This window comes from Alteromonas sp. W364 (assembly GCF_031846205.1).
GTDB lineage: Bacteria > Pseudomonadota > Gammaproteobacteria > Enterobacterales > Alteromonadaceae > Glaciecola > Glaciecola blandensis.
Map to the genome: position 1 here is coordinate 164,004 of NZ_JAVRID010000009.1, position 19,334 is coordinate 183,337.

At 43.0% G+C, this 19,334-nt stretch carries 20 protein-coding genes; 15 read left to right on the top strand and 5 right to left on the bottom strand.

What is annotated here, in order from left to right:
• Positions 1–11: 11 nt before the first annotated feature.
• The 3 genes from RM556_RS14760 to RM556_RS14770 form a co-directional block, all read right to left on the bottom strand.
• Positions 12–695, bottom strand: a complete 684-nt coding sequence (locus RM556_RS14760) for a hypothetical protein (protein WP_311374967.1) — start codon at positions 693–695, stop codon at positions 12–14.
• Positions 679–1,290 carry an RNA polymerase sigma factor gene (locus tag RM556_RS14765; RefSeq protein WP_311359775.1) on the bottom strand — a complete coding sequence of 204 codons (612 nt, stop codon included), beginning with the start codon at positions 1,288–1,290 and terminating at the stop codon, positions 679–681. The genes RM556_RS14760 and RM556_RS14765 overlap by 17 nt, the downstream gene beginning before the upstream one ends.
• A gap of 116 nt (positions 1,291–1,406) precedes the next feature.
• Positions 1,407–3,500 carry a hypothetical protein gene (locus RM556_RS14770; protein WP_311374968.1) on the bottom strand — a complete coding sequence of 698 codons (2,094 nt, stop codon included), beginning with the start codon at positions 3,498–3,500 and terminating at the stop codon, positions 1,407–1,409.
• Positions 3,501–3,802: 302 nt separating this feature from the next.
• Here RM556_RS14770 and RM556_RS14775 point away from each other — a divergent pair, with 302 nt between their 5' ends.
• Genes RM556_RS14775 through RM556_RS14785 form a run of 3 tightly spaced genes read left to right on the top strand, consistent with a single transcriptional unit; the run spans position 3,803 to position 6,657 of the window.
• Positions 3,803–4,366, top strand: a complete 564-nt coding sequence (locus RM556_RS14775) for a hypothetical protein (RefSeq protein WP_311374969.1) — start codon at positions 3,803–3,805, stop codon at positions 4,364–4,366.
• Positions 4,311–5,282 (top strand): hypothetical protein, encoded by a 972-nt coding sequence (locus RM556_RS14780; RefSeq protein ID WP_311359772.1) that lies wholly within the window; start codon positions 4,311–4,313, stop codon positions 5,280–5,282. Before RM556_RS14775 ends, RM556_RS14780 begins: the two co-directional genes overlap by 56 nt.
• The gene (locus tag RM556_RS14785; protein WP_311374970.1) at positions 5,263–6,657 is read left to right on the top strand and encodes a hypothetical protein; all 1,395 of its coding nucleotides are present in this window, start codon (positions 5,263–5,265) and stop codon (positions 6,655–6,657) included. Before RM556_RS14780 ends, RM556_RS14785 begins: the two co-directional genes overlap by 20 nt.
• Positions 6,658–6,671: 14 nt before the next feature.
• Here RM556_RS14785 and RM556_RS14790 read toward each other — a convergent pair whose 3' ends face one another.
• Both RM556_RS14790 and RM556_RS14795 read right to left on the bottom strand, forming a co-directional pair.
• Positions 6,672–7,163, bottom strand: a complete 492-nt coding sequence (locus RM556_RS14790) for a hypothetical protein (RefSeq protein ID WP_311359770.1) — start codon at positions 7,161–7,163, stop codon at positions 6,672–6,674.
• 3 nt (positions 7,164–7,166) lie between these two features.
• The gene (locus RM556_RS14795; protein ID WP_311359769.1) at positions 7,167–7,394 is read right to left on the bottom strand and encodes a hypothetical protein; all 228 of its coding nucleotides are present in this window, start codon (positions 7,392–7,394) and stop codon (positions 7,167–7,169) included.
• Positions 7,395–7,533: 139 nt separating this feature from the next.
• Between RM556_RS14795 and RM556_RS14800 the strand changes: the two genes are divergently transcribed.
• The 12 genes from RM556_RS14800 to RM556_RS14855 all read left to right on the top strand — a co-directional run bounded on the left by RM556_RS14800 (position 7,534) and on the right by RM556_RS14855 (position 19,315).
• Positions 7,534–8,379: a thioredoxin family protein gene (locus RM556_RS14800; protein ID WP_311359768.1), complete on the top strand. Its 846-nt coding sequence runs from the start codon at positions 7,534–7,536 to the stop codon at positions 8,377–8,379.
• A gap of 352 nt (positions 8,380–8,731) precedes the next feature.
• On the top strand, positions 8,732–9,631 hold the full coding sequence (gene hisG, locus RM556_RS14805) for an ATP phosphoribosyltransferase (protein ID WP_311359767.1): 900 nt from the start codon (positions 8,732–8,734) through the stop codon (positions 9,629–9,631).
• Between the two features lie 5 nt (positions 9,632–9,636).
• Positions 9,637–10,971: a histidinol dehydrogenase gene (hisD, locus tag RM556_RS14810; protein WP_311374971.1), complete on the top strand. Its 1,335-nt coding sequence runs from the start codon at positions 9,637–9,639 to the stop codon at positions 10,969–10,971.
• Positions 10,968–12,062 (top strand): histidinol-phosphate transaminase, encoded by a 1,095-nt coding sequence (hisC, locus tag RM556_RS14815; RefSeq protein ID WP_311359765.1) that lies wholly within the window; start codon positions 10,968–10,970, stop codon positions 12,060–12,062. The genes hisD and hisC overlap by 4 nt, the downstream gene beginning before the upstream one ends.
• Before the next feature lies 1 nt (position 12,063).
• Entirely contained in the window at positions 12,064–13,134 is a 1,071-nt protein-coding gene (hisB, locus tag RM556_RS14820) for a bifunctional histidinol-phosphatase/imidazoleglycerol-phosphate dehydratase HisB (RefSeq protein WP_311374972.1), read from the top strand.
• On the top strand, positions 13,131–13,760 hold the full coding sequence (gene hisH / locus RM556_RS14825) for an imidazole glycerol phosphate synthase subunit HisH (RefSeq protein WP_311360702.1): 630 nt from the start codon (positions 13,131–13,133) through the stop codon (positions 13,758–13,760). The genes hisB and hisH overlap by 4 nt, the downstream gene beginning before the upstream one ends.
• A 9-nt stretch (positions 13,761–13,769) precedes the next feature.
• Positions 13,770–14,504 (top strand): 1-(5-phosphoribosyl)-5-[(5-phosphoribosylamino)methylideneamino]imidazole-4-carboxamide isomerase, encoded by a 735-nt coding sequence (gene hisA / locus RM556_RS14830; protein WP_311359763.1) that lies wholly within the window; start codon positions 13,770–13,772, stop codon positions 14,502–14,504.
• A gap of 130 nt (positions 14,505–14,634) precedes the next feature.
• Entirely contained in the window at positions 14,635–15,633 is a 999-nt protein-coding gene (locus tag RM556_RS14835) for a branched-chain amino acid aminotransferase (RefSeq protein ID WP_311374973.1), read from the top strand.
• 43 nt (positions 15,634–15,676) lie between these two features.
• Complete coding sequence (gene hisF / locus RM556_RS14840; RefSeq protein WP_311359761.1) at positions 15,677–16,450, top strand: imidazole glycerol phosphate synthase subunit HisF; 774 nt, start codon at positions 15,677–15,679, stop codon at positions 16,448–16,450.
• Positions 16,451–16,473: 23 nt separating this feature from the next.
• Complete coding sequence (gene hisIE, locus RM556_RS14845; RefSeq protein ID WP_311359760.1) at positions 16,474–17,091, top strand: bifunctional phosphoribosyl-AMP cyclohydrolase/phosphoribosyl-ATP diphosphatase HisIE; 618 nt, start codon at positions 16,474–16,476, stop codon at positions 17,089–17,091.
• Between the two features lie 207 nt (positions 17,092–17,298).
• On the top strand, positions 17,299–18,135 hold the full coding sequence (locus RM556_RS14850; protein ID WP_311374974.1) for a chemotaxis protein: 837 nt from the start codon (positions 17,299–17,301) through the stop codon (positions 18,133–18,135).
• Positions 18,136–18,229: 94 nt separating this feature from the next.
• Entirely contained in the window at positions 18,230–19,315 is a 1,086-nt protein-coding gene (locus tag RM556_RS14855; protein ID WP_311359758.1) for a GGDEF domain-containing protein, read from the top strand.
• The last annotated feature ends 19 nt before the right edge of the window (positions 19,316–19,334 follow it).

The following is a 19,334-nucleotide window of genomic DNA, read 5'->3' on the forward strand; positions in this document are numbered from 1 at the left end:
TAATCCTTGTGTTAAATAATAATAACTGCGGGTTTATTGTGTTGCTCCAGCATGTTCAAAATGATTTTCTTACGTTGCTCCCAAAGCACAATTTTATGTTCAATACTTTGCTCCTCGAGATACGCAAGTTGGATTTGCTTATCCAACATTTGTAGGTTTCTTTTAGAGCGGAAGTAACCCACTTGTTGAAAAACGTGATCAGGTGCGAGTGCACTAAAACGTTGCTGTAATTCGTTATTCTCTGCAATCGTGGTTGCTAGTGTCGTTTCCATACTTTTCGAATGGTCATCAAACCACGAAGATGGGCTTATGAATGGATACGCTATCACTAGAGTGAAACAAGCGACTAGGGCAATTAATGCCGCCGTGAGCTTATTCACTTTGCGTTCTAAAGCAACTATCTTGCTACTGCCCTGGGCACTAGGCTCAATGGTCTTTTCAGTAAGGTCAGACAAAAAGTGCCTATCTGATTCTGCATCCAATACATCTTCGATTGCTTCCCACGCCGGTTTAACTGTATTGAGATCAGGCCGGGTGTCTAACTCAATCCGGCCTCTAAACTCTCGCAAGTTCTGCAGACGAGATTGACATAATTCACATGAAAGAAGATGTGAGGCCACATTACCAAGGTTTTCCTCTTGGGTATCATTTAAAACATCGTTATATGCTTGTAATTCGCTAGCTGTTGGATGCATTTCTTGCTTCCTCTCGAGTTACTTGTTCACGCAGTTTAAGCATTGTTCTCGCCAGTACCTGTTTTGAAAAACTCTCTGTTTTGTCAAGAAAAGCACCAATTTCTTTATGTGAGTAACCTTCTATTTCATGCAATATCAACACTGTTCTTGCACCGACACTCAGGTCTTTCATAAGTACAAATAAATCATTGCAAGCTTCCCACCATGGTTGGTCAAAGACCGTGTTATTGGCTACATCAAGACTTTGCAACTGGCTCTGTCTTTCTTCATTGGTTTGAGGATTCAGTTCAAGCTCAACTGTAAACTTCTTATGCTTTCTTAGGTAGCCAAGTGCTTCGTTCACCATAATTTGCCTAAGCCAGCCAGCAAAACTGCCATTGTGCTTAAATGCTGCTATATTTGTCAGCACCTTGATAAAACCATTTTGGACAATATCTTCACTCGCACTTTTGCTTGTTGTGATGCGATAAACCAACTTGAAACTTGCGGTAAAAAAGGTTTCATAGATCGACTTTAAAGCTCTTCTGTCACCCGACTGAGCTTTAATGATTATGCTTTTATCAATCCTTTGGCGAAAAGCCGAAAACTCGTTCATTTGAACCTTTTTGTGTGTACTTAAATATTAAGATGTGAACGCGCTCGAAAGCGTTACATTTTTTTGATAAAAACTGAGTATATTAAATAAGTAGCTCTGGAAGTATAAGAGAATACTTAACCAAAGTTGAGTTCAGGAGACTGTTTATAGACGGGACAGAGCTGACTAATACTAGCCCATATTTCTTGTTTTACCTTTTCCTTACCTATTTGACCCGCAATCCAAGCTAAATGGCTTCTTGATTTTAATCCCAAGCCGCTGCTGTTTTGTAAAAATTTATTCGCTTTACGCGCAAGATCATCAAACTGAAAACCGTTTGGGTCAATCACATTCAACTTCATTTGATAGTACAGTTTAGAAAGGCGTCCATCAGCGCTTGTATTGTCTAGTAACTCGTCTCGTTCAGCAATACGCAAGGCTTTTTGATAGTGTTGAGAGGCCAGCTCGCTATTCCCGTTGCGTAAATAGACTTCTGCTAAGCTCCCCCACACTTGGTGAATAGCCAAATCCGGTTGCAGCTTAATAGACTTGAGCTTGTAGTTTAAGGCGCCAACAAAGTCGTGCTCGAACATTAATACTGAACCTAAGTTTTCGTAGGCAAGGTAAGTATTACTAGCTGAATCGATCAGATCCAAATACGTTTGTTTTGCCTTGTCCAATTCACCAAAGCACATTTGCATCGTACCCAAGTTAGCCAATATAACTGGTTGTTTGACGACAAGTGATGCACTTGCAAAACGCTTTGCCGCTGCACGAATATCTCCCTTAGCAAAGTAGTAATTGCCAAGCGTATTCATCGCGCGCCAATGGTCAGGCGCAATTGAAAGGGCCTTTTCTGCATAGACTGCAATGTTTCCATCATCGCTATGCCCTCTTTCACTTGAATCTAACTCGTCACTGGTGGTGAAGACTAGAAGCAGCTCCGCAAATAACGCAAACGCATCAGGGTCAAAGGCGTCATGAACAGAATCGCTTATTGCGCCTCTTAATATTGGCTCCAAATGCTCAACTGCCGCTAACGCCCTTCCCGTTCTCGAGAGCAATTCGGCTTTTGCGCTTATTACTGCCGGCGCCATTGAATTGTATTCCTCTGCTTGCTGACAATACGTAGTCGCTAAAGCCAAAGATGCTGTTTCATCTTTCAGCCAACTCATTTGGACCTTAGCTCTGCAAGCCTCCGCGTAGGCCTGCGCAAAGTCAGGCTGTTCTTGAAAAGCTTGCTTCAATAGTGTTAGCGCTTTGTCTAGGTCTTGGTATGAGTGAGCAAAGTAAAGCGTATCTTTAGCTTCTAAATATTTTTGCATGCTTGTTTTTGAAATAGCAGATGCTAGGGCTACTTTTTCGCCACTCACAAATTGCTTTAGGTGAGCATGAAGACGAGCCACTAAAATAGAACTGCTCTCACCTAGTAGACCTTGATGGACAACTTGATCGAAAATAAGGGCTCGATTTGATGCATGAGCCATTTCCATTTGAATAGATGCATAATGCGTTGATTCCAGCATAGACAAGTGCAATACACCGTGAACCTGCCACTTTTTGAGTATTTCGGGTAGAGACATCTCGGCAGTTTGTTGTTCGGTAACCATCACCGCGCCTATAAAATCGGTACTATGCAGTACATCGACTAACTGAATCCCAATATGTTTAAGCTCATCTTGAGTTTGGATAAGCAACAATGCTTTACCAAGCGGATTATCAATAAGTCGTTTATTTGTTGATTCTAAGGGAGCGACTAGTGATAAAGCAGAAGGATCAGATGCTTGTTTTGAATGCCCAGTCAGGTAAATGGCGAAAGCGCATATAAAAAGAAAAATAACGCTAAAAAGTACTACTTTGGCGCGTGTTCTGCCCCTTGCCAAAGGCGCTGATTTAATCTTATCGGTTTCGTTGTCTTCTGCACTCTGACTAGCCAATTCACTTTCGATTTGAAAATCAGCAACTCGCTCAAAGGGTGTGCTCTCACTAGAGAGGTAGATTGTGTGAGCTTCAACCTGAAGTGCTTTTGCTACTCTCGCTAAGTTATGGGTTGAGACGGCGCGCTCTCGAAAGACCTTGCTAACAAGATCTTTAGGGATCTTTTCTAATCCCTCGCTCTCAGCTATTTTTGATGCAAGAGCAAACTGCGTTTCAATACCTGCGTCTAGCATTGCTGCCTCTAGCTTGACTCTAGATGCTTTTATGCCTCGCTTTCTCTTTCTCGTTTCCATGAATTGAGTGTGTGGTTTGATTTAGCATTTTTTGATGACTACATCATATACAAGCAAACTTTTATATGCACGTTTTTTAAACGCATCCAGCACATTAAACAATCAATCTATTGCCTTAATTCCAGACCTAATGATTCAAATTCGCTCAGTTGACATGTCGTCACTTAACGGCAGTTAAGACTAACAAGCAGTCAATTAGGGTCTTGAGGCTTTGTTTAATGAGTTGATATCCAGTATACCTAGAGTGAAAAATAAAGTGTTTAAAAAAACACCTACTCACAAAGCCAAAACAGGGAAAGAAAATGAAAACCAAAAAGTCACTTATAATATGCTTCGTCAGCGCTTGCGTATTCTTCTTGAGCGCATGTCAGAGCACCTCTGGCGGCGATGACAAACTTGGCTGGGGAACAAGAGCTATTATCTGTACTGGTGGTGGTATCGCTGGCGCCTATGTGGGTAAAAAACTTGCTGAGAAATTCTTTGAGAAAACAGACCGCGTGTATTCAGCAAAAGAAATAGATACTTACACGAAAGGCTTTCAATTGGGCTTGTTTCTAACCTTTTGTAAGCTTGCTGACTATGCTGGCAACACGATATATAAAAAGCTGTCCGAAGAAGGTGAAAAGCGACGTCGTGAACAAGTGCTTCAAGCTGCTTCTTCTGCACAAGTGACTACTTATGAAGATCCCAGCAACCCTAACCTGAGAGGAACGGTAAAACCGATTAAAACCTATGCTGAAAGTGCGCTAAACAGAGAGTGCGTTGATATTGAAGATACTTTGGTTGACGGCAGTAGCTCTGAAAGTGTTTATGTTAAGTATTGTAGAAGCTTACCAAACGGTCCATACCAACCGGTCACTGTGTAATAATATGCTTCGCTTTGTCATTTTTCTCGGCTTAAGTTTGTGCTTTGCGAACTACGGTAATGCCGCCAACATAAGTGTTGAAACCAAAAATGGTCGCCAAGTCTTAATATACAATGGCGCAGTAGAATCGGGCGATGCAAAACGGGTTCGATACTTTCTTCGCAACCGGCGTGTTGATGAGGTCTGGTTGAAATCTGGCGGCGGTGTGCTCATGGAAGGTGTTCAGATAGGTTTATACTTAAGAGAAGCTGGCACGATGGTTAAGGTAAAAAGCGGCGATTCTTGCGCTAGCTCATGCACAGTGGCTTTCTTAGGTGGATTGATCAGGACTATAGAACGTGGTGCTAAATATCAAGTACATGCATATTCTGGTGTTCTCTATGGCATTCCGCGCAGACGAGGCGAGTCACAAGCGCAACTTGAGCAAAGAGTACTCTCCAACCCGCAAGCCTATTTGCAGGCTGTCGCCAAAGAGCAAATGCGTCAAAAAGGAGTAAGTTGGGCTAGTCGACTATTTGTGTATTACCGGCTAATGATACAACCCGCACCTCGAGCAAGGCTTTACTCTATTTCAAATTCAAGCGAAGCAAATGGTATAAAGCGAGCTCTTGCTAGGTATGGAGACAGGGCCCTCCAGTTATACCTGGAAAAGCAAATGCCTGTCGATGTTGCCCGCATTCAAAAAGAAGGTATCAGCGCAGCGCACGAAATTACAATGCGCCTAGAGCGCGATGCAATGCAAAACATGTTAGTTGGTTTGAATGCTCTCAATGATCAGAACATGCTTAAAAGACGTGCTCCAGAAGCGATAAGGATACTTAAAATTATGTTTGAAAGCCGTATCCTAGCCACCAGCGATCTTAGCCTTGAAACGCTCTCAGAATATGGATTTACTAATGTACCAATACCGAACTAAATATCGCGGACGCAAAGTAGTGGCGGCTATGCTCTTCAGTTGCTTAATGTTAGCAAGCTGCGTCAGTACAGAGCTTAATAGTCAACTCGGCACGGAAGTGGTAGGTAAAGGGTCACAGATAGAATTTACATGGGATGCAGATCACCCCTTTGCACAGCAGTACGCAAGACAAAACATAGTGCTTGTCGCCGAATACCTTGAACTTGACCAAAGTGGGCGTTCAAAGCCAGTAAGGCAAGTATTGTCACGCTCAAATAACCAATTTGCAGAAATACGCAAGAAAGTATTTTCCTTACCTCATCAATTACGCTCTATCCCAGCCTCATCAAACGTCTGTCTTTATTTACAAATGAATCGCCAAGCGATACCTCTTCGAAATGCAGGCAAATTCGATACCGCTCGTTTTAAGTACGCTGAATGGTCACAACTTGTCGCTACCAGCACTGGCAGGCGCTTATTATCTCAAGACATCGCCACAGCGGAACGCAACTTAGCAATAGCAGAACGTAATTTGGAAACGTCCTTGAATCAACAAAACCAATCCATTGACGACTTCAACCAACAACTTGCATCTGAAAATCTTGCACAAGCAATAACCATATATGACGCAAGTGATTGCAAAAACATCACAGTCGCGGCAACAGAACAAAGTAAACCTTTCGACGTTCTCGAAATAGAGCAGCATTTACCCACAGCCCTAAATGTGTGTGCCGCTCGCGCATTTAATAGCGTTCGCTTTGCTGAAGCGATAGCTAAACAGGAAATACCCTCCGTACGACTGCTACCTTCGATTATAAAACTCAACAAAACAAACCTCGATGCATTAATTGGGAGATTAGATAGCCAGCGCAAGCAGCAATTACAAATTTTTACCCAATCGTTTCTACGCTTCGTGCAAAATACAAACTCAAACTTCAAGCCCGAAATAGGTAGTCGTAACGACCTGCTTCCTGTGAGTGAATATACCTATCAAAGACAAGATGCTGTTTTGAGGGCGCTGAGCGCTAGTCAGGTTGCAAATGAAGCCCAACTAACGCTCGGCGTAGAAGTTGTCAGTAATGAACTTGAGGAATTTAAAAGCTGTGTAGTAGAGGGACAGCAACAGTTAAAAACGAAATATGAAGCTTGGCAAAAACGCCTCGCTTCAAGCCCGAACAGAATTGATGCCAAAACTCAGTTTATTGTACAAAAGTGTGAAAGCATGTTTACTGACAATCAACAGCGGCTACGTCAATTTAAACAGCAAGAAGAAGCCGCAGATGAAACCTTAACGAAGTTGCAAGCTCGCTTCGACCAACTTGGCTTAGCACCGAACCTGCCTACTCAGTCAGCAGCGCTAAACGAGCAAGTTTGCAGCCTATCGTCATCGCCCTAGATTAAATAAGTAGACTATTTCTTAGTTGGCTTTTGCTCAATGATCACATCAGCGTATGAGCGTAGTTTCTTCTTCTTTCGGATTGCCGCAAATGGATCTTCAGTGGACTTGTTCTTGCTAACACTCTTTGTCTCTCGCTCAGCCGAGGTCGCTTTATCTGAACGAGATTGACTATCCGACGATAAGCTCGCTTTCCATCTTATGATTTTTTTTAAAGCCGAGTTAGATTGCTCCGACTCAATCTGCTTTTGTTGCTTTTTATATTTATTAAACAAGTGATTACAGGTAAGGAAAACCCCAATACTCAGCGCCCAAATAGCCCACTTCACTGCAAAAGATAGCCCTATGTTTGTGGGGTTTTCTTGAAGCTCGTTATAACGAAGATAATCATCATGCACTTGTCCCACTACGAATATAAACGCGACGAGTAAGATGAGACTAATGATAAAGAATTTGTACTTTCGCCACAGTAAACCACTTAATATAATGTTGATAATTTTATTCATGACTTACCCAAAAATACCGATACCTAGCACAGCAAGCACTGCCAGTATCCCTTTTTCTTTAATGGTAGAATAAATCTTGGCTTCTTCTTCCTGAACAATCACTTCCAGCTGTTCTTCGCTGAAATCTTCTGGGTTCTTTTGGGCCAACACGATGCGTGTCTCAGCACGCGATATCGCTTTATCACGGATCGCATCTTTGAACTTTGTGTTTACTTTCTTAAATGGGTTCACTCATTTACCTCTCGTTGAAACACGATTATACATACACTTCTGCCATTTTACCCATATCCTTCGTTTCATAATGTTTCATTGCGAAAAAAGATGGTATCGTACAAAACATACACTTAAGACCATCACAAATGAGCTCAATATGCTAAATCAGATCCGCGAGAAAGCCGCTAAACCAATGACGCTATTATGCTTATTCAGCGCTGGGCTGTATTTGCTGCTCGGACAAGCGGCTTTAGCAAAGAGTGATTCATTGGTACTGCCAGAATACGTTTACACAGCGCACGCTGATCCGCTTCAGCAAGCAAAAGATACGCTACAAAAAGCAAAAAAACAGAATAAACTAGCCTTACTCGTCCTTGGCGCAGAGTGGTGTCATGACAGTGTTGGCCTAGCAAGCAACTTCTCTAAACCAGAAATGCAAACAATCTTAGCAGCACAATATGAAACAACGTTCATTGATGTCGGCTACTTGGAAGACAGACGAGATGTTACGAACTTTGTCGGCTACCCTAACTATTTTGCGACGCCTACCGTACTGATTGTGAATCCAGATACCAATGACGTCATAAATGTGCAAAGCCTTAGAACGTGGCAAAGTGCTTATAGTGTTGAATTTGACGAGTATATTTCGCATTTCTCTCAATGGAAAAAAGAAAGTGTGACCGCGGGAACAAGCACCGATACTACCTCTGCTTCAAATGATGCACTTGCGTTGTTCGAGAAACAGCAGAGCGCGCGTCTGCAAGACGCTTACAAAATACTCGGGCCTATGCTTGAAGCGAGTGATGATGTGCGAGCGAATAAAGATACCGAACTTGCTGCCAACTACGATAAAGATACATTTTATGCACTTTGGGACGAAGTGAAAGTCTTTAGAACCTCTGTGCAAAAGAGCATCCATGAAATGCGTAATCAGACCACCCTCGATACTAAAACAGTGAAAAAATTAAACGCGAGTGCTCCGCAAAAGCAATCATGGGAATGAACGACTCTCCTTTAACAGGACGCAAATTTGTGGACTTATAAGCAATTAGTCTGACTTATTTAAAACAAACTCATATAAGGCGCGTTTTCCAGTTGATAATCATGCATAACTTGGATACCATTCACGCACTTAAACAAATTAGACAATCATGACTATTACAAATTTCGGCCACCATCATCACGTAAACGCATAACCTTTCAGGTTCGTGCTGGAAGGGTATTGTTTCCTTTCCATGGCCATTTAGAAATTTGAAGCCCTCGGAAGGAAACTTTCGGGGGTTTTTTGTTTGCTTAGGCAAGCCAAAACGGAGTTTTAGTAGTAATACTTTTAAAAAATGTAAAAGGAAGAAGTAATGAGCGATAGCAAAAGACTGAAAATAGCAGTGCAGAAGAAAGGTCGCCTTAGCGACGATAGCATTGCCTTATTGAAAGCCATCGGCATCAAATTGCAAATAAGAGATCGATTATTGATAGCTCATTCAACTAACCAGCCAATTGACCTCTTGTTAGTGCGCGATGACGACATCCCAGGTTTGGTTATGGATGGCGTAGTCGACATGGGTTTTATCGGTGAAAATGAACTGGAAGAGAAGATGTTAGAACGCCAAGCATCCAAACGTCCAGCAGAGTTTCAAACACTACGACGCCTTGACTACGGCGGCTGTCGTTTATCTATCGCGATACCGAACGAAATGAAATATACCGGTATCGAATCCTTAAATGGTACCAAAGTAGCAACGACTTACCCCTACCTTCTTGAGCGCTATTTTACTGAGCAGAATATCGATGCTAGCGCAGTCATGTTGACGGGCTCGGTTGAAGTTGCTCCGCGCGCTGGAGTTGCGGATGCTATTTGTGACCTCGTATCGACAGGTGCGACATTAGAAGCTAATGGTTTGCGTGAGCAAGAAGTTATTTTCGAGTCAAAAGCGGTATTGATTCAAAAAGCTCAGCCTTTAAGCGAAGACAAGCAAGCATTGATTAATCGTCTATTACCTCGCATCGACGGTGTTATGCAAGCCAAAGAAAGCAAATACATTATGCTTCATGCGCCAAAAGCGTATTTGGAACAAGTGAAAAGCTTGTTACCAGGAGCCGAGGACCCGACAGTACTGCCATTAGCTGGTAATGAAGAAGCGGTCGCTATTCATGTCGTCAGCGCCGAAACACTGTTTTGGGAAACGATGGAAAAGCTAAAAGCCCTAGGTTGTAGCTCCATCTTGGTAATGCCAATTGAAAAAATGATGGGGTAAGAGTCATGTCGTCGCAATCAATTATTGAATGGGGCACTTTAAGCACGCAAGCACAAGCCGACGCGCTTAGCCGTCCGGCAATGAAGGACAGCGTATTGCTGCGTGATACTGTGACTAAAATAGTCAGCCAAGTTCGCGAAAACCAAGACAGTGCTGTACTGGCGTATACCAAAGAATTTGATGGTGCTGAGTTAAGCTCATTGCGTTTAGATCCAGATTTGATCGAAAACGCGGAGAGCGAAATCAGTGACGCTGTAAAGTCAGCAATTGATACGGCTTATGCCAACATTAAGTGCTTTCATGAGGCACAGCGTCCCCAAGACATTCGGATTGAAACGGCACCTGGTGTGATCTGCGAACAAAAGCATGCCGCACTAGAAAAAGTAGGCCTTTATATCCCTGGTGGGAGTGCGCCTCTACCTTCTACTGTACTCATGCTAGGCGTGTCTGCTCAAGTTGCAGGGTGCGAGTTACCTATTCTTTGTACTCCACCATCACCGCAGGGTGTTATCGCTGCCGAGATTCGCTATGCTGCAAAGAAATGTGGCATTCAACACATTTATCTTTGTGGCGGCGCTCAAGCTATTGCTGGCATGGCATTTGGCACCGAGACTATTCCTAAGGTAGATAAAATATTTGGTCCGGGTAATAGCTTTGTGACAGAAGCCAAACAACAAGTCAGTCAGGCATTGGGTGGCGCAGCTATTGATATGCCAGCGGGCCCTTCAGAAGTTTTGGTCATTGCCGACGCAAATGCGAATGCAGCATACGTTGCCGCAGATTTATTGTCACAAGCTGAGCACGGCGCCGATTCACAAGCCGTTTTAGTGTGTGATAACCAAGCACTTATCGAACAGGTACAACAACAAGTCTTGTTACAGCTCGCTCAATTGTCTCGTCGAGATATTGCTGGGCAAGCTGTTGAGCATAGTCGTTACATCCTAACAGCCGATATTGAACAATCAGTAGAGGTCAGCAACGCTTATGCTCCGGAACACTTGATTGTGCAAACGGATAACGCCAGAGAGTTACTCGCGACCCTAAAACACGCAGGCAGTATTTTCGTAGGCGCATATTCGCCTGAATCAGCCGGCGATTACGCTAGCGGTACTAACCACGTATTGCCTACCTATGGTTATGCGCGGAATTACTCTAGTTTAGGCTTACTTGACTTTATGCGTCGCTACACGGTTCAAGAACTTAGCTATGATGGCCTGAATAACATTGGCCAGGCGATTATGGATTTAGCTGACGCTGAAGGACTTGATGCTCACAGAAACGCGGTTAAAGTGCGCCTTTCGAACATTAACGAGCAAAGTCGTTCGGGAGAAAACCCATGAGCGAGTGGCTTGAAGCACTTACCGTTAACTATGTAAATGAATTGACTCCTTATGAATCTGCGCGTCGTTTATTTGCTGGCTCTGGCGCTGACGCAAAACAAGTGTGGATGAATGCGAACGAGTCGCCGTTCCATCGTGACTATGAAATCGATACAGCAATATTCAATCGTTACCCCGACTGTCAACCGGACACTGTCGTCAACGCGTATGCTGACTATGCAGGTCTCAAGCCTGAACAAACACTAGTGACACGTGGCGCTGATGAAGGAATCGAATTGGTAATTCGCGCTTTTTGCGAGCCAGGCCAAGATAGCATTCTTATTTGTCCACCAACCTATGGCATGTATGCGATAAGTGCTCAAACCTTTAATGTGGGTGTAGAACGCGCGCCATTGCTTGCAGACTTTAGCGTAGATATCGACGCTGTATTGTCATATGTCGGTAAAGTAAAAGTTGTCTTTATTTGTTCACCGAATAATCCAACTGGAACGAGCGTCCCTCAAGAAGATATCGTAAAAGTACTCGCCGCTTATAAAGACAAAGCAATCATTGTACTTGATGAAGCTTATATCGAGTTTGATAGTGAACAAACACAAAGCCAATTGTTAGCGCAGTACCCTAATTTAGTATTACTAAGAACGCTATCCAAAGCCTTTGCGCTTGCTGGTTTGCGCTGCGGGTTCACCCTTGCGTCACCAGATATTATTCAAACCTTGCTCAAAGTGATTGCGCCCTACCCGATCCCAGCGCCAGTAGCGCAGATAGCGGGTCAGGCATTACAGTCGAGAAACCTAAGTGCGGTGGCTAAAGATGTTGAGTTCTTAAAAACTGAGCTATCGCAATTACAAGCCGCACTAAGTAAGGTCGGTGACATTCAAATCGTAGGTGATATTAAAGCCAACTTTGTATTGTTCAGAACCCAGAAAAAAAACGAATTAATGAAGCACCTTGTTGACAACAAAGTACTCATACGCGACCAATCAAAACAAATTGCGCTAGAAAACTGTCTCCGAATTAGTATTGGTGACAAAGCTCAAAATCAAACATTATTAGCATTAATTACTGCATTTTTTGCTAACGAGGCAAAGTAACATGACCCAAGAAGCTATTCTTTTTATCGACCGTGACGGCACTCTTGTTGAAGAACCAGCAATAGACAAACAACTCGACAGCTTAGAAAAGCTCGTTTTCGAACCGAATGTCATACCTGAACTGCTCAAGCTTCAAGCCGCTGGTTTTAAACTTGTGATGGTATCCAATCAAGACGGCTTGGGCACGGACAGTTTTCCTACGGCAAACTTCGATCTAGCTCATAATGCCATGATGAACGTGTTCACCAGTCAAGGTGTGCACTTTGAAGATGTACTGATATGCCCTCATTTTGACGAAGACAATTGTACCTGCCGAAAGCCAAAACTCGGTTTGGTCAAGGACTATTTGCAACAAGGTAAAGTTGATTTTACACGCTCGTTTGTCATCGGCGACCGAGATACTGATATTCAACTGGCAGAAAATATGGGTATTGTGGGTATTAAATATGACCCTACTAATAATACTTGGCCAATGATCACACAAAGCTTATTGATCACAGAGCGCACTGCTGAAGTAGTCAGGACCACCAGCGAAACCGACATCAAAGTGAAGGTCAACTTAGACAGTAAACAAAAACCAGAAATCCACACTGGCTTAGGTTTCTTTGACCACATGCTCGATCAAATCGCCACGCATGGTGGTTTTTACTTAAACGTGAGTGTTGACGGTGATCTGCATATCGATGACCATCATAGTGTAGAAGACACTGCCTTAGCCTTGGGTGAATGTTTAAAGAAAGCCTTGGGCGACAAGCGCGGTATTGCGCGTTTTGGTTTCGCATTACCAATGGATGAGTGCAGAGCAGAATGCATCATGGACATTTCAAATCGTCCACACCTTAAGTTTGATGCTGAGTTTACGCGTGAATCTGTTGGTGATATGGCGACCGAAATGGTGCCGCACTTCTTCTATTCGATTGCGCAAACCATGGGCCTGTCATTGCACTTGTCTACGACGGAAGGTAACGCACATCATCAAGTTGAAAGTCTGTTTAAAGTATTTGGCCGTGCTTTGCGACAAGCAATCACCAAGCAAGGTGATGCACTGCCGAGTACCAAAGGAGCGTTATAGTGGCAAACTCCTTAGTTATTGTTAATACGGGTTGTGCCAATATTTCCTCGGTCAAGTTTGCGTTTGAACGTTTAGGAACGCAAGTAGAGGTTTCAGATGATACTGCGGTTATCGCGAAAGCCCAGCGCGTTCTTTTACCCGGAGTGGGTGCTGCTCCGGCCGCAATGTCTAGCATTCGTAGCAAAGGCTTGGTCACTTGCTTACAAAACCTGACTCAGCCAACTTTAGGCGTCTGTTTAGGTATGCAATTGATGGTCTCTGATTCTGAAGAAGGTGAATTTGGTAAAACAGATTTGACCGCTTGCTTAGATCTCATCCCTGGTCGTGTACAACGCATGCAAGTGGGTAACTTGCGCTTGCCTCACATGGGTTGGAATCGGGTGACGAGTAAATATGACAACCCCTTATTTGCTGATATTCCTGATGGCGAGCACTTTTATTTTGTACACAGTTTCGCGGTTGAAGACTATGCACATACTCTTGCGACTTTCCGGTATGATTCAAGAATAGATGCGCCTAATTTCTCAGCAGCTATCCATCGCGATAACTTTTTTGGCGTACAGTTTCACCCTGAACGTTCAAGCGATGCTGGTGCTCAACTACTTAAGAACTTCATTCAGTTGTAAAGGACAGATATGATCATTCCCGCGATAGATTTAATTGAAGGAAAAGTGGTTCGTCTATATCAAGGCGATTACGAACAAACTACAGAGTACAAACTCGACCCTATTGATGTTGTCAATCAATATGCTGATGATGGTGCGCAATGGCTGCATATTGTCGACTTAACGGGTGCCAAAGACACTGCGAAACGTCAACTTCAGCTCATTTCAGATATGGTAGCAACCAAGCGAATGAGATTTCAGAGCGGCGGCGGTGTGCGCACCAAAGCAGATGTACAAGGTTTATTAAACGCTGGGGTTGAGAGAGTTGTCATTGGTTCATTAGCAGTTACACAACCTGAGTTAGTCGAAGCTTGGATGCAAGAATTTGGTCCTGAGCACATCGTTCTCGCTCTTGATATCAATATTGATGAACAAGGTAACAAATTCGTTGCAACTCACGGATGGCAGAAAGACTCTGGCGTATCTATCGAAACACTTATTAAGCGTTACTCTAAAGTCGGTTTACAACACGTTTTGTGTACGGATATTAGTCGAGATGGTACGCTACAAGGTGCTAATGACAGTCTTTATTCAGAAGTTGCTAAGCAGTTTCCAGACATTCAGTGGCAAGCGTCAGGCGGTATTGGAAACCTGAAAGATATTGAAGTATTAAAACCCACAAATGTGGCTGGTGTTATTTTAGGAAGGGCCTTGCTGGAAGGCAAGTTTACTGTGAAAGAAGCGATTGCCTGTTGGCAAGATTAGTCACGCCATAGAGCGAAATGATGGGCAGGGCAACTCGCCTATTGTTAGTGGGCTTAAATCACGTAAAATAGCGGCTTATAAAATAAGTAGAATTTGGCAGTTAGCCAACAACAAGTATTAGGAATTAAACATGGCAGTGTTCGGTACGGTTTTTATGCCAGAAATGGCTATAACCACATTTGAAAATGATACATGGAGCGAGACGAAGTTTGTCTCCTCCGAAAGCATTCCAATGCATCCTGGCGCGCATGTCCTGCATTATTCGAGCACTTGCTTCGAGGGTTTAAAAGCATTTCGCCATGATGATGGCGGTATTTATGTGTTTAGAATGGACCAAAACCTGAATCGTTTCGAACAAAGCAGCCAGTTATTGAACTTGCCAGCGATAGACAAAGCACAAGTTGAACAAATGATTTTGAGCATTGTTGGTCAGTATGCGAGTGATGTACCTGAACCTCCGGGCTCAATGTATATTCGCCCTACGCATGTGGGTACAGAAGCTTCCATTGGAAAAGCTGCAGCTCCCTCTCTTACATCTTTGCTATACGTATTACTATCGCCGGTTGGCGATTACTTTACAGGTGGCGCAAAGCCTCTACGATTATTACTTGATGAAACCGGGATGCGCTGTGCACCGCATATGGGCATGATCAAAAGTGGTGGTAACTATGCTAGTGCTCTAGGTCCTATTTTAGCGGCACGCAGCGAAGTACAAGCGGATCAAATATTATTCTGTCCAAATGGTGATGTACAAGAAACTGGCGCCGCTAATTTCATTCTGATTGACGGCAATGAAGTCATTACCAAAGCTTTAGATTCTAGCTTCTTACACGGCGTAACAAGAAGCTCAATCCTCACCCTAGCTGCGGATTTAGGCATGACCGTTAGTGAACGAAATATCAGCGTTGACGAATTATTAGAACGTGCAGCAAAACCTGGGGTCGAAGCGGCTTTATCCGGCACGGCAGCTGTGTTAACCCCAGTCGGCACATTCATTCATAACGATAAAGAATATCAAGTTGGCAATGGTGAAGCGGGTCCGACAACGCAGAAGTTGAGACAAGCACTGAATGATATTCAATGGGGCAAAGCCCCTGACAAGCATAATTGGTTAGTAAAGGTAAAATAAGAACCAATAGTTAAATACAAAAACCCGATAAGAAGAGTTATTCATGCTTGCAAGAAGAATTATACCCTGCCTAGACGTTCGCGATGGTGTCGTGGTCAAAGGCGTCAAATTTCGTAATCACGAGATCATAGGCGATATCGTGCCATTAGCTCAACGCTACGCGAAAGCCGGCGCTGATGAATTGGTATTTTATGATATTACAGCCTCTAGTGACCAACGAGTGGTTGATAAAAGCTGGGTATCTAAGATTGCCCAAGTTATCGATATTCCGTTCTGTGTCGCCGGCGGCATCAAAACTGTAGAAGATGCAGGTAGAATTCTTGAGATGGGTGCAGACAAGATATCTATTAACAGTCCTGCGCTGACAAACCCAAACCTGATCAAAGAGCTACATGACACTTTTGGTCAGCAGTGTGTGGTTATTGGTGTTGATAGTTTTTTTAATGAAAAAACTCAACAGTACGAAGTTTACCAATTTACTGGGGACGAAACCCGCACGCAAAAAACCAGTTGGCAAACGCTAGATTGGATAAAAGAAGTCCAAACGAAAGGCGCTGGTGAAATCGTACTTAACTGCATGAACCAAGATGGCGTGCGTAAGGGTTACGATATCAAACAACTAGCAGCAGTGAGAGAGGTTTGTCACGTACCTTTGATTGCCTCCGGCGGTGCCGGTGAAATGCAACACTTTGCTGATGTATACAAACAAGCTGATGTAGATGGTGCACTAGCGGCTTCAGTATTCCACAAATCTATAATCGACATACCTGAATTAAAGGCCTGGCTGTCTCAGCAAGGTATAGAGATGCGTTCTTAAAACGACTCTCAAAAGGACATATTATGAAAATAACACAAGATAATGTTGCACAGCTTGCATGGGAAAAAATGGATAATTTACTCCCAGCCATAATACAAGATGCTCACACTGGCAGAGTATTAATGCAAGGTTACATGGATCAGGCAGCACTCAATCATACCTTGAGCTCTGGGAAAGTTACCTTTTTCAGCCGATCTAAGCAACGCCTTTGGACAAAAGGTGAAACCTCCGGCAATACTCTTGATTTAGTGGATATTTCTGCAGATTGCGACTTTGATTCTATATTGGTCCTCGCGAATGCAAATGGCCCTACCTGCCACACTGGTGCAACGACCTGTTGGTTTAACAGTGAAGCACCGACTATGACCTTCATCGCTGAACTAGAAAATGTATTGGCTGAACGCAAAGACGCCGATCCATCGACAAGTTATACTGCTCAGTTGTACAGTAAAGGGATTAAACGAATTGCGCAAAAAGTAGGTGAGGAAGGCGTTGAAACTGCACTAGCAGCTACCGTTCAAGACTTAGAAGAGTTAAAGAATGAATCAGCCGACCTACTCTACCATTTGATTGTATTGCTACAAGCGAGCAATTTATCTTTAAATGATGCGATTGATGTACTGAAAGCTAGACATAAATAAGGCATCGCTATAAAACGACAAAGGCGGCACAGATAACTGGTCGTCTTGTTGCATTTTACATTACTGTTTTATTAGTTTTGAAATACTGCTCAGAGTAAACAAACTTTCTCGATACAACAGATTCATCGCGCTATTTAATAATGAACTTTAAGTAGAATTTGACCGTTTTATAAGTCATACCAATAATTTTTAAAGCGCACCCGCAATATGCTAAAACAGACTCCGCACAAGAGTACCATCTCTTCTGTCATCATTTTCCTATCTATTATTTTGCAAAGTTATTCTGCTCTAGCGTTGCAAAAGCCGTTGGAACAGCCCGTACTAGAGGCAACAGAGCTAGATTCTACTTTATCCTTACAAAATATCGCTCTAAAAATAGATAAACGCATTGCCAACATGAAAATACTGGCGAATACCATCGCCAACGATACACATATTCATCAGTGGGTTGACGCTGGGCACCCTGAAGTTCAAGAAAAGATACTACTCGAAAAACTAGCGTACGTTGTAGGAGAATATGAACTGACCAGTGCTTCATTCGCCGACACGCAGAGCAACAAGTACTGGAATCATGAGGGTTTTCTGCGTGTATTGGATCCGAAAATTGATACCTGGTACTTCAATTACCTCGCCAGTAATCAACAAGACTTAATCAGCGTTTATCACGACAAGAACAAACATCGTGTTGATTTGTATGTCAACTATCGGCAAGAGAATGGTCTGGGTTTATCTGGCATAGCAACTTCTTTTGATGGTGTTGTTAGTATGCTCAGTAACTCGGAACTAAACCAGTTTGGCGAACTATTTATTGTTGACAGTTTGGGCAAAATCCAAGTACACAATGACCCTGACATTGCCGGCAGTAGTTCACTGGAGGCAAAGTTTGGTAGCGATATTGCGACGGTATTGTTGCGCAAGCAAACCGTTAACCAAATACGACACGAACAAGACAAAAATGTGTATCTAGCATCGGCACTGATCCCAAGCATGAGTTGGTTCGTGTTGTTTCAAAGCAAGATTAATCATGTAGACCAGCTACAATGAAAAACGACGCCCCTTTTTATTCTCGCTTGGTTTGCGTAAACGCCCCTAAAAGGCTAAAGTCAAAACATAAACTAAAGTTTAAGTACTGAGAAAAATGGAAAAGAAAAACAATCAATTAGTTTTTCAGGATATTGAAAACCGTTCAAGAAATGGCGCCTTCATTTACGGCGCGGCATGGTTTTTGATCAGTTTTGGTACCGGCTTTATCGACACCGCTCCAGTCGTTTTTTACTCGATTTTATCAGGCTTTGTTATTCTTGGCGCAGGCCGCTTATTGATTACGCAGTTAAGAGCTAAAACCAAACTCATTCCATTTAAGTTTTGGGTTGCAAGTATTTATATTAGTGCCGTTGTCCCCGCACTGATGACCAGCATTTTATTCTCACTAAGCTTTGTCAATCCGCTTTTCGAACCTATGTTCAACTATCTGTTAATGACCTTATTCGCCATTATCAGCGGTGGATTAGTCAACTTTTCACCCCGTTCGGACCTCTCTTACACGTATTTAACCGCGTTAGTTACTCCGCCCTTTATTACCAGCGCGTTTTTTTCAACGTCCCACTATTTGGAGGGAGCAATGCTTGTTACTTATGGCTTGTTTATGATGGCTTTGAGTAGACGACTAGGACAGGAGTATGAACAACGGGTTAGACAGCAAATAGAGCTTGAACGTATCAATAATCAAGACAGCCTAACGGGTGTTAGCAATCGAAGAGCCTTCGATTATAGGTTCGCACAGGAGTGGAAAACACAAGTACAAGCTAAAGCTCCCTTGTCTTTACTCGTCATTGATATCGACTTTTTTAAAAATATTAATGATACCTTTGGTCATGCAGCGGGCGATGAAGTGATCAAACAAACAGCTAATGAAATTGCGTGTGTATTTAAGCGGCAATCTGATGATGTTGCTCGAATTGGCGGTGAAGAATTTGCTGTTATTGTGCCAAATACTGCGCACTACTTGGTTGTTCAGCTAGCTGAAAAAATCCGTAGAAAAGTGGAAAAAGCACCTATTGAATTTGATGATGAACATCTTTCAGTTGAAGTCAGCATAGGAGTGGCAACTTGCATTCCTAAGGAAGAAACAACCACAGAGCTATTATTCAAACACGCTGATAGCTGTTTATACAAGGCCAAAAACACAGGCCGTAATCGCGTTATCGCAGAAGAAATAGTATAATTCGAGTCAAAAAATAAAA

Bases quoted from the DNA above. Each gene is read 5' to 3' on its own strand.
- RM556_RS14790 (WP_311359770.1), bottom strand. From the start codon at position 7,163: ATGAATAAAATTATCAACATTATATTAAGTGGTTTACTGTGGCGAAAG.
- hisB (WP_311374972.1), top strand. From the start codon at position 12,064: ATGACCCAAGAAGCTATTCTTTTTATCGACCGTGACGGCACTCTTGTT.
- RM556_RS14770 (WP_311374968.1), bottom strand. From the start codon at position 3,500: ATGGAAACGAGAAAGAGAAAGCGAGGCATAAAAGCATCTAGAGTCAAG.
- RM556_RS14800 (WP_311359768.1), top strand. From the start codon at position 7,534: ATGCTAAATCAGATCCGCGAGAAAGCCGCTAAACCAATGACGCTATTA.
- hisA (WP_311359763.1), top strand. From the start codon at position 13,770: ATGATCATTCCCGCGATAGATTTAATTGAAGGAAAAGTGGTTCGTCTA.
- hisC (WP_311359765.1), top strand. From the start codon at position 10,968: ATGAGCGAGTGGCTTGAAGCACTTACCGTTAACTATGTAAATGAATTG.
- RM556_RS14780 (WP_311359772.1), top strand. From the start codon at position 4,311: ATGTTAAGTATTGTAGAAGCTTACCAAACGGTCCATACCAACCGGTCA.
- RM556_RS14775 (WP_311374969.1), top strand. From the start codon at position 3,803: ATGAAAACCAAAAAGTCACTTATAATATGCTTCGTCAGCGCTTGCGTA.
- RM556_RS14850 (WP_311374974.1), top strand. From the start codon at position 17,299: ATGCTAAAACAGACTCCGCACAAGAGTACCATCTCTTCTGTCATCATT.
- RM556_RS14760 (WP_311374967.1), bottom strand. From the start codon at position 695: ATGCATCCAACAGCTAGCGAATTACAAGCATATAACGATGTTTTAAAT.
- hisG (WP_311359767.1), top strand. From the start codon at position 8,732: ATGAGCGATAGCAAAAGACTGAAAATAGCAGTGCAGAAGAAAGGTCGC.
- hisD (WP_311374971.1), top strand. From the start codon at position 9,637: ATGTCGTCGCAATCAATTATTGAATGGGGCACTTTAAGCACGCAAGCA.
- RM556_RS14765 (WP_311359775.1), bottom strand. From the start codon at position 1,290: ATGAACGAGTTTTCGGCTTTTCGCCAAAGGATTGATAAAAGCATAATC.
- RM556_RS14855 (WP_311359758.1), top strand. From the start codon at position 18,230: ATGGAAAAGAAAAACAATCAATTAGTTTTTCAGGATATTGAAAACCGT.
- hisF (WP_311359761.1), top strand. From the start codon at position 15,677: ATGCTTGCAAGAAGAATTATACCCTGCCTAGACGTTCGCGATGGTGTC.
- RM556_RS14785 (WP_311374970.1), top strand. From the start codon at position 5,263: ATGTACCAATACCGAACTAAATATCGCGGACGCAAAGTAGTGGCGGCT.
- RM556_RS14835 (WP_311374973.1), top strand. From the start codon at position 14,635: ATGGCAGTGTTCGGTACGGTTTTTATGCCAGAAATGGCTATAACCACA.
- hisIE (WP_311359760.1), top strand. From the start codon at position 16,474: ATGAAAATAACACAAGATAATGTTGCACAGCTTGCATGGGAAAAAATG.